This window comes from Rothia nasimurium (genome assembly GCF_042660305.1).
GTDB lineage: Bacteria > Actinomycetota > Actinomycetes > Actinomycetales > Micrococcaceae > Rothia > Rothia nasimurium.
The window spans coordinates 113,861-122,906 of sequence record NZ_JBHSTW010000025.1 but is presented as its reverse complement, the minus strand read 5'-3'; the positions used below and the strand labels follow the sequence as shown (position 1 = coordinate 122,906).

Annotated in this window: 6 protein-coding genes; 2 read left to right on the top strand and 4 right to left on the bottom strand. The window is 61.9% G+C overall.

Translation table 11 applies throughout. The features are described from left to right. Nucleotides 1–151: 151 nt before the first annotated feature. Both rarD and ACFP6B_RS10575 read right to left on the bottom strand, forming a co-directional pair. Nucleotides 152–1,120 (bottom strand): EamA family transporter RarD, encoded by a 969-nt coding sequence (gene rarD / locus ACFP6B_RS10580; RefSeq protein WP_377129817.1) that lies wholly within the window; start codon nucleotides 1,118–1,120, stop codon nucleotides 152–154. A gap of 146 nt (nucleotides 1,121–1,266) precedes the next feature. Next, nucleotides 1,267–2,658 (bottom strand): DUF6882 domain-containing protein, encoded by a 1,392-nt coding sequence (locus tag ACFP6B_RS10575; RefSeq protein WP_377129815.1) that lies wholly within the window; start codon nucleotides 2,656–2,658, stop codon nucleotides 1,267–1,269. A gap of 245 nt (nucleotides 2,659–2,903) precedes the next feature. On the opposite strand from ACFP6B_RS10575, the gene ACFP6B_RS10570 reads away from it, so the two are divergent. Further along, a complete protein-coding gene (locus tag ACFP6B_RS10570; protein WP_377129813.1) occupies nucleotides 2,904–4,211 on the top strand; it encodes an SseB family protein in 1,308 nt (435 codons plus the stop codon). Between the two features lie 28 nt (nucleotides 4,212–4,239). After that, entirely contained in the window at nucleotides 4,240–6,696 is a 2,457-nt protein-coding gene (locus ACFP6B_RS10565) for an MMPL family transporter (protein ID WP_377129811.1), read from the top strand. Nucleotides 6,697–6,832: 136 nt separating this feature from the next. Here ACFP6B_RS10565 and ACFP6B_RS10560 read toward each other — a convergent pair whose 3' ends face one another. Both ACFP6B_RS10560 and ACFP6B_RS10555 read right to left on the bottom strand, forming a co-directional pair. After that, nucleotides 6,833–8,335, bottom strand: coding sequence for a catalase (locus ACFP6B_RS10560; RefSeq protein ID WP_377129809.1), 1,503 nt, complete (start codon nucleotides 8,333–8,335; stop codon nucleotides 6,833–6,835). 53 nt (nucleotides 8,336–8,388) lie between these two features. After that, a complete protein-coding gene (locus ACFP6B_RS10555; protein ID WP_377129821.1) occupies nucleotides 8,389–8,970 on the bottom strand; it encodes a Fur family transcriptional regulator in 582 nt (193 codons plus the stop codon). Between the last annotated feature and the right edge of the window lie 76 nt (nucleotides 8,971–9,046).

Below are 9,046 nucleotides of genomic sequence, written 5' to 3'. Positions count from 1 at the left end.
TGAGCTTCGTGCTCGCATAGGAGATGCTCCCCATTAGTTGGTGACTGTTTTTTAGTAGTCCAACTTATGGGGAGCAGTTCAGATTGCGGGCCTGGGCTGCTTTTATGTGCTTGTTTTTCTGTGGGGCTGTCTCAGACGGCTTTGATCTTGCCTAGTCGTTCTTGATCTGGGGCAGCATACCTGTGTTGGTGTCGGGGGAGGGAACCTCGGCGGACGGCATGCGGGTTCGTGCCCTGCGCTGGGTGAGCAGGGAGTCGGTGATGAAGAAGGCCGCAGCGACCCACACCAGCACGAAGCCTGCCCAGCGGCCTGCTGAGAGGTGTTCCTGGGTCACGAACAGGGCAACGAGGAACTGAATGGTGGGGCCAACGTACTGCACCATGCCCAGCACAGAGAGCGGGACGCGGGCAGCGGCTCCCGCAAAGAGAAGCAGGGGCACTGCCGTGAGGACGCCGCTGGCTACCAGAATCCAGAAATGGGCCGGGCCTTCTGTCAGCAGGGTAAGCTGACCGCTGTGCGCAAAGTACCACATCAGCACAGCTGCCAGCGGGGTTAGGAGCAGGGTCTCCATGGTCAAAGAGACCAGGGCGGGCACTGCCCCGATTCGTTTCTTGACCAGCCCGTAGAAACCGAAAGTGAAAGCCAACCCCAAACCCAGCCAGGGTACAGAGCCGTAAAAGACCACCATCACCAGCACCGCGAGAGCAGCAACACCGATACCGGCCCACTGGAGGGGGCGCAGGCGCTCACCCAGGAAGACGACGCCTAGGGCGACCGAGACAATGGGGTTGATGTAGTAGCCCAGGGAGGCTTCCATGACGTTGTTACTGGTGGTGGCAATGACGTAGAGCAGCCAGTTGCCGAAGATAAGCAAGCTAGCGACCAGTAGAAGGCCGACCTGGCGCAGGTTACCTAGCACCGTCAGCAGGTTTTTGACCTGCCGGGTGAGCGGGAGCAGGGCTAAACAGAAGACCAGCGAAAAGAGCACCCGGCCCGCCACGATTTCTAGGGGAGTGGCTGGTGCTGTCAGCATGAAGTAGAGGGGGAAGAGCCCCCAGATCAGGTAGCAGAAAAAGGCGTAGAGGCCGCCTACTACCTGCTCATTTTTGGCTGTGCTCACCGCTGTCTTCCTCGTGCTTCTCTCGGTGGTGGGGTCTTGTGGTGGTGGGCGCCTGCAGCCCGCAGCGAGGCGGGCCGCAGGCGCTACGAGAAAGTGGCTACCCGGGGTAGACCGGGTAGCCACTGACAGGTGCTCTATGCGAGGGCCTAGAGGCCGAAGAAGCGGCTGAAGAAGCCCTTCTTTTCTTCCTTAGGCTTGGGCTTGGTCGCAGCTTCTGCGCGCTCAGCCTCAAGGTCGGGGGCCTGGCCAGCCAGGCGAATCTCTGAGGCGGGGCGGGCAGGCTCTTCAACCTGCTCGTAACCGGCAGGAGCCTGATCGGTCTCAGCTTCTTCGATAACCTGCTCGGCGGCAATAGAGGACGCTGCGGGCTCTTCTACCTGAGTATGCTCATCGCGCACGATGTCCTCGTCGGCGATAGCGCTGGTGGTGACGCGGCCGGGGCGGGCGTCCTCGGCAGGCTCGCGGTCGTAGGGCTGCTCGGCGTTGGGGTAGACGCGGTCGGTGGTGATGGTACCTTCGACCTCTTCCTCGCGGGCGGCCTCTTCGGCACGTTCCTTCTCGCGGCGCTCAGCTTCAGCGGCTTCAGCTGCGGCACGCTCTTCAGCGGCAGCGATTTCAGCCTCGCGAGCTTCGATGGCGGCCTGTTCAGCGGCCAGGGCTTCAGCCTCGGCTGCGCGGGCAGCTTCGGCGCGGGCTTCGTCTTCGCGGGCAGCTTCTTCAGCGGCCAGGCGGTTAGCCTCTTCGCGGGCTGCGATCTGGGTAGCGGCCTCCTGGGCTGCTACAGCTTCGATGCCCTGACGCTCAGCAGCAAGCTGCTCACGCAGATCACGGGCGCTCCGAGCCAGGCGGGCCAGCTCGTCGGCCCCAGCCTGGGGCTCAGCAGCCTCGATACCCGAGATCTTGCCGTTGTCGAACCAGAGGCGCAGGGCGCCGTCCGATGCGGTGATGACAGCGGTTGCCTCGGTGTCCCAGGCAATGTGGGCACCGCGCAGCTTGGCGTAGGAGTCTACGGCGCGCAGGTGGTTCACGGCGGTGCCGGTCTGCAGGGCCTGGGCCATGACCTGGCCCATGCGGTTAACGGTGGGGGCCTCAAGTTCAAGCTGGCTGCCATCGAGCAGAATCCAGGCGCGGACGCCCGCCCCGGCGGTTACGGGGTAGTGGGCGTAGATGCCGGTCAGGGCCTTGGAGGCCAGGGTTAGCTTGCGGGCTAGGCCCGAGTCGAGGGGGAGCTCGTCGGTGGTGAGCTCAGAGATGCTGTGCTTCGCTCCGCCTTCACGCGCCTGGATTGCTGCCGAAACGACGCGGTCGGGGAAGTGACCGAGCTCCTGCCAGGACCAGATCCAGGAACCGCGGTTCTCAGATTCGGTGCCCAGCAGGTAGGGGGTGAGGCTTACGGAAGCATCAGACTGGAGGGTGAATGACGGTGCAGAGAAGTCCACCGTCCATTCTGCGCCGCCGCTGATTTCAGCAAGACGGGCCTGGTACTCGGTGGAGATAAAGATTGAATCGTCAATCAGATCCTGCAGTGTAGTAGTCATACGGTCAAGGCTAGCAACTCTTGCGGTGCTCCCGCACCTTTTTGCCGCGGTAAGAGCTTGAATTTCTGACATATTCAGCTACCTTCCTGCAACTGGGGGTGAATCACTCAGTGAGAAGGGCGGTGTACTCTGCCCCGGGGTGGGGAGTTTCTTGGTTTAATAGGGGAGATAACTCGCACCCTGTGGCCCTGCTAAGTGTGTAGCGCCGCGCAGGGTTTTGCTTCGCCCAAACCTTCAGGAACAGTATGTCGCCCTCTTCGCCCCGTTACACCGAGATTGAACGCCCCGCTATGGTGCAAGATGCCCTGAACGCTATCGGTAGCTGGATGCTGGATACGGTCAAGGTTGAACCCGGCTGGAATGAGCTGGTGCTCGATATCAAGCCCCTGTCTGAGACCGTTTTTGTGCGTATTACCGAATCACGCGATGAACAGGACTATGTGGGTACCGTGGGCCCGGTGAAGTCAGATAGCCCGGTGCTGCCCGCTATCGAACAGCTGCAGCACGCCTCTTTCGTTGAGGGGGAGGGCACCTGGTTCACCGCTTCTGTGGTGATTACCGCCAGCAACTGGCCTGAGCCCCAGTACCAGATTGGGGCCTCCTACGACCGTGCCCACGAGCCGGTGGACTGGAAGGGCGAGGGCCGCCTGAGCGCCCGCGATATCCGCGCCCACTTTGAGCTTTTCCCCCGCGACCCCGAGCATGTGCCTGACTGGGCCGCTGTGCGTTTGGCAGGACGCCGGGGCGCAGGTTTTGCTGAGCCCGGCGGGGAAGGGGGCCTGCCGGTAGGCCCCGTTAACCGCTACCTGACCGAGGCCCTGGCAGGCTTTGCAGCCGCCAGGAGCGAGCAGTCCTTGGCGAACGTCGTCCGTACCGCCATGGGCGGTAACCTGCTGATGGACATCAGTCAGAGTACCGTCACACCCGATGGCACCCCCCAGCTCAACTACCAGGTGCTTCGCCTGGCCAACGGCATGCGGGCCCTGACCGCCTACACGGCAACAGAACCGGCTCAAGCCTACTCGAGACAGGTGCTGAACGAACCCCACCCCCGCCTGGTGGTGGAACACGCCATGAAGGTTTTCTTGCAGGTAGCCCACGACGACAGCATCGACGTGCTGGTGCTTGACCCCGGTAGCGACCACGAATGCTTCATCGAAAAGGCCCAGATTCAGTGGGTGCTTGGATCCCCGCACAACATGCCTGCCCAACGTGCCCTCATTGAGGAAAACATGCATGATTTGCTCATGTCCCTTACTGCACCAGCCTCGGTGCTTCTTCTGGGTGTTCGGGCAGACGACCCGGCAGGTCGTCCCGTTATTCTCAAGAAGGATGACGAGAGCGAAGAAAATGTGGCCCTGGTCTTCACAACGGCTGCCGAGGTAGCAGCTCTAGACCCAACCCTGGTAGTTCGTAGCGCCCCGGCACTTGAGGCCCTCAAACTCTTTGCCGCAGGTGACGGTAGCGCTGTACGTATTAACGCACTGGCACCCCACGCCACCCTACCCATGGAACAGGTACGCCAGCTCATTTCAGTAGTAGAATCACAGTAACCCCCAGCCTTTACCCAGGAGTTCCCCCATGACCGGTGCCCTGCGCACGCTCGGCCTTACTGCGGCTCGTCATGCCCGCACCACCATCGTGCTGTGGCTGGTGCTATTGACCCTAGCCGGGGTGGGGGCGCTGACCCTAGCACGAGGTGCGACAGCCAGTTACACCATGCCGGGGGCCTCCTTTGAGGCGGTTCGGGAAGACTTGCAGGCCAAGATACCCGATAACGGTATTTCCAGCGGCTATGTAGTGCTTGAGGCCAACGGGGGATTTACCGACACCCAGAAGCAGGCTATCGCTCAGGCCGTCACCACCATTGATAAGCTACCCGAAGTCGCCGGATCCCTCGACCCATTCATAGCGGCGGATGCGGTGAGACAGACCTCCGTCCAGCTGGAGGACGCTAAAGCCCAGCTGGAACAGGCCAAAACCCAGATCGATGAGGGTCAAGCCCAGCTGGACGCTGCGAAAGCTGCCTTACCCCAGGGGCTCAGCCAGGAAGAAATCGCCGCTCTTGCCCCCGATCTGGCAGCCCAGGAAGCTACCCTAGCTGAAGCCCGCACCACCCTGCGCGCGAACCAGGATAAGGTCGATGCCGCCCAGCGTGAGCTTGACGCGGCAGCCGATGCCAACATGGTGAGCGAAGACGGCACCGCGGCCATCGTCAATATTGCCTTCAACCAGGACACCAACTCCCTACCCACCTCGGTACGGGAAGAAGTCTTTAGCACCTTTGATACGCTCAAAGACACCGGCCTGACCGTCAACTACAGCTACGAACTCGACCAGGACGTCAGTGACGTCTTTGGCATCTCAGAAATTATTGGCCTGGTCGTGGCCTTTATCGTCCTGCTGATTACCCTGGGGGCGGTAGTCGCCGCCGGTCTACCCCTGGTGCTTGCCTTGATTGGAGCCGGTACCGCCGTTGCCCTGGTCTACACCAGCACCGCCTTTATCGGCATGACCGCAACCGACCCCGTCCTCGCCCTCATGCTGGGCCTGGGCGTCGGCATCGATTATGCCCTGCTGATTCTCTACCGCTTCCGCGAAGAACTGCGCGACGGCGCCGACGTGCTCGATGCGGTAGGCACCGCCAACTCGACCGCGGGCCACTCCGTGCTCTTTGCCGGCATGACCAACATCATCGCCCTCTCAGCCCTCTGCCTCACCGGCCTGCCCTTCCTGGCCATCATGGGCTTTGCCGGGGCCTTCGCCGTAGCCCTGGTCGTGGCTTCCTCCCTGACCCTGGTACCGGCTGTCCTGAGCCTGCTGGGCACCCGCCTGCTGACCCGTGCCCAGCGAGAAGAACTCACCCAGCTCAACCTGGCCCGCACCCAGGAAATCCAGGTACCCCGCAACCGCCGCGAAGCCTTCGCCGAAATCGAAGCGGCCTACAAGGGCTGGGGCGGCTTCGTCACCCGCCACCCCTTCGCCATGACCTTCGTAGCGGTAGCCGTGCTGGTACTGGCTATCATTCCCACCACCTCCCTCCGCTTGGGCCTGCCCGACGGTTCCTACCAGGCCACCGACTCAACCTCTTACCAGGCCTACCAGACTATCTCCGAAAAGTTCGGTGAAGGCGTCAACGGCCCCATCATCGCGGGCCTGACCCTCACCGTCCCCGGCGACGAAGCCCGCCTGCGCGACGTAGCCCTTGACGTGGCCGACCGCCTCAAAAACAACAAAATTGAAAGTGTCGCCATCGTCGCTACCAGTGACGACAACGCTACCGCCATCCTGGCCTTCTTCCCCACCGAAGGGCCCTCGGCAGACAGCACCCTCGCCACCGTTCACTCCATGAACGACAAGCTCGAAGCCACCGAAAAAGCCACCGCAACCACTATCGGCCTGACCGGCTCTACCGTGGCTAACATCGAGATTTCAGAGCGTATCTCAAGCTCTATCCCGCTCTACCTCGGGGTGATGATTGCCCTCTGCCTGGTGCTCATGGCCTTTGTCTTCCGCTCCATCATCGTGCCGGTCATGGCCACCATCGGCTTCCTGCTCTCCACCCTGGCCTCCTTCGGCGCCGTCGTCGCCGTCTACCAGTGGGGCTGGCTCGCCGACATCTTCGGCGTCACCCAGCCCGGCCCCATCCTGGCCTTCCTGCCCATCCTGCTGATCGGCATCCTCTTCGGCCTCTCGGTGGACTACCAAATCTTCATCGTCTCGGGCATGCGAGATGCCCACCGTCAGGGCCACTCGGCAGGCGACGCCGTTGTGCTGGGGTACAAGCAGGGCGGGGCCGTTGTGACCGCCTGCGGCGTCATCATGGTCGCCGTTTTCGCAGGCTTCATCTTCTCCCACCTCACCGCCGTGCGCCCCATCGGCTTCGCCCTGGCCCTGGGCGTTGCTATGGACGCCTTCCTGATCCGCACCACCTTCATCCCGGCCACCATGTACCTGCTGGGCGAAGCAGCCTGGTGGTGGCCCTTTGAGAAGAAGGAACGCGACGAAGAAGACGCCCCCAAGCACATCGCCGAATAAAGCGCGCTGCCTAATACGGCACAGCGCCGGGGCCTCGCTCCATATGCCTGCAGCACATAAAGCCGCCCCCGACGTCCTTGACTATCAGGACGCCGGGGGCGGCTTTCTTGCGAAAAGCTAGGCTTTACCGCAGACCTTAGGCGGTCTGGGGAGTGGGCTCGTTGCTCTTCTCGTTGTTGTGCTTGTAGGCTTCACGCACGCGGGCGCCCAGCTCTTCGTGGACTGAATCCCAGTACTTGAAGGCACGCTCACGAATCTCGTCAGAGACAACAGCGCCAACGTGACCCGCGATGTTCTCAACCAGACGGGCCTTAGCGGCATCGTCCATGACATCGGCGTAGAGGGTGCGGGCCTGGCCGAAGTCGTCGTCCTCAGCGTGCAGGGTGGCAGCAGCGCGAACCAGGGCGCCATCAGCTTCCCAAGAACCCTCACCGGCGCGGGCAGCGTCAGCGTGGGGGCCACCGAAGGTGTTGGGGGCATAGACGGGGGTATCGGGGCTGTTGAAGGTGTAGCGCATAGCGCCGTCCTGGCTGTAGTTGTTCACTTCAGCGTTCTTCGCGTAGTTGACGGGCAGGTCAGCGAAGTTGGTGCCTACACGGTAACGGTGTGCATCGGGGTAGGAGAAGATGCGGCCCAGCAACATCTTGTCGGGGGAGGCTGCGATACCCGGAACAAAGTTGGAGGGTGAGAAGGTAGCCTGCTCAATCTGAGCGAAGAAGTTCTCGGGGTTCTTGTTCAGGGTCATCTTACCCACCTTGATCAGGGGGTAATCTGCGTGGGGCCAGACCTTGGTCAGGTCGAAGGGGTTGAAGCGGTAGGTCTTGGCGTCCTCGTAGGGCATGACCTGAACGTAGAGAGTCCATGAGGGGAACTCGCCGCGCTCGATAGCCTCGTAGAGGTCCTGACGGTGGTAGTCAGCGTTTTCGCCAGCGATACGCTCAGCGTCAGCACCGGTCAGGAAGTCGTTGCCCTGGTCGGTCTTGAAGTGGTACTTGACCCAGAAACGCTCACCTTCGGCGTTAATCCACTGGTAGGTGTGTGAACCGAAGCCGTCCATGTGGCGCAGAGTAGCGGGGATGCCGCGGTCACCCATGAGCCAGGTTACCTGGTGGGCTGACTCGGTGCGCAGGCTCCAGAAGTCCCACTGCATGTCGTTGTTGCGCAGGCCGTTGCCGGGCAGACGCTTCTGGGAGTGGATGAAGTCGGGGAACTTGATGGCGTCGCGGATGAAGAAGACGGGGGTGTTGTTACCGACCAGGTCGTAGTTACCCTCGGTGGTGTAGAACTTGACCGCAAAACCGCGGGGGTCGCGCCAGGTGTCGGGTGAACCCTGCTCACCTGCAACGGTGGAGAAGCGAATCAGCATCTCGGTGGATACACCGGGCTGGAAGAGGGCTGCACGGGTGTACTTGGAGACGTCCTCAGTGGTCTCAAAGACGCCGAAAGCGCCGGTGCCCTTAGCATGGACGACGCGCTCGGGGACGCGTTCGCGGTTGAACTGGGCTAGCTTTTCGACGGTGTAGGCATCGTGCAGGACGATGGGGCCGTCGGCACCTACGGTCAGGGAGTTGTTGTCTGAGGCAACGGGGGCACCCTGGGTAGTGGTGGTAAATGAACCGGGCTTAATCGGGTTGTTCATTTTTCCTATCTTTCCTGTGTGGGATTGTTGTCTGCCAGCTTCTAGGTGTGGTTCTAGGGGGCAGGCAGGGGTACTGGCGCTCTGCCTTGGTCAGCTAGTGCCTGCTGGGCAGCTGCCTCTTGGGCGAGGGCCACTTCTTTTTCGTCGGTTTTTTGGCAGTCTGCACAGATGCCTCGGTAGAGGACGTCGGCGCTGAGCAGGGCCATGCCATGAAAATCACTGGGGGTCAGGCAGGGGGCGGAGCCGACGGCGCAATCCACGTCCTGCACCTTGCCGCAGCGAATGCAGTAGGCGTGGTGGTGGTTGTCGCCGGTGCGGGTCTCGTAGATTCCAGCTGATCCCGGTGGCTCGAACTTGCGGAGCATATTGATGTCGGTGAGGTCGGTGAGGACAACGTAAACCGACTGGACGGTGATACCCGGCAGCTCCTGACGGACGGCGGTGACAATGGCTTCTGCGCTGGAGTGAGGGTTATCGTGTACAGCGGTAAGGACGGCCAGGCGTTGCTTGGTAACGCGGCGACCCTTGGCTCGGAGCTGGGCCGACCAGGCTTCGTGGTGGGCGCTGGCGGGAGTTTCGGCACTGCCGGGGATGTGATGGCAGGCCTGGGTTCCGGGGGTGCTCCTTAGTGACATCATGTCACCATACTAGCCTTATTGTGAGTATTTCACAATAAGCTAGAGGTCTGCCAAGCCGTGAGCTACCGGGCAA

What these genes read in the sequence shown, in the direction of transcription:
- ACFP6B_RS10575 (WP_377129815.1), bottom strand. Translation starts at nt 2,658, where the DNA reads ATGACTACTACACTGCAGGATCTGATTGACGATTCAATCTTTATCTCC.
- ACFP6B_RS10570 (WP_377129813.1), top strand. Translation starts at nt 2,904, where the DNA reads ATGTCGCCCTCTTCGCCCCGTTACACCGAGATTGAACGCCCCGCTATG.
- ACFP6B_RS10565 (WP_377129811.1), top strand. Translation starts at nt 4,240, where the DNA reads ATGACCGGTGCCCTGCGCACGCTCGGCCTTACTGCGGCTCGTCATGCC.
- ACFP6B_RS10560 (WP_377129809.1), bottom strand. Translation starts at nt 8,335, where the DNA reads ATGAACAACCCGATTAAGCCCGGTTCATTTACCACCACTACCCAGGGT.
- ACFP6B_RS10555 (WP_377129821.1), bottom strand. Translation starts at nt 8,970, where the DNA reads ATGTCACTAAGGAGCACCCCCGGAACCCAGGCCTGCCATCACATCCCC.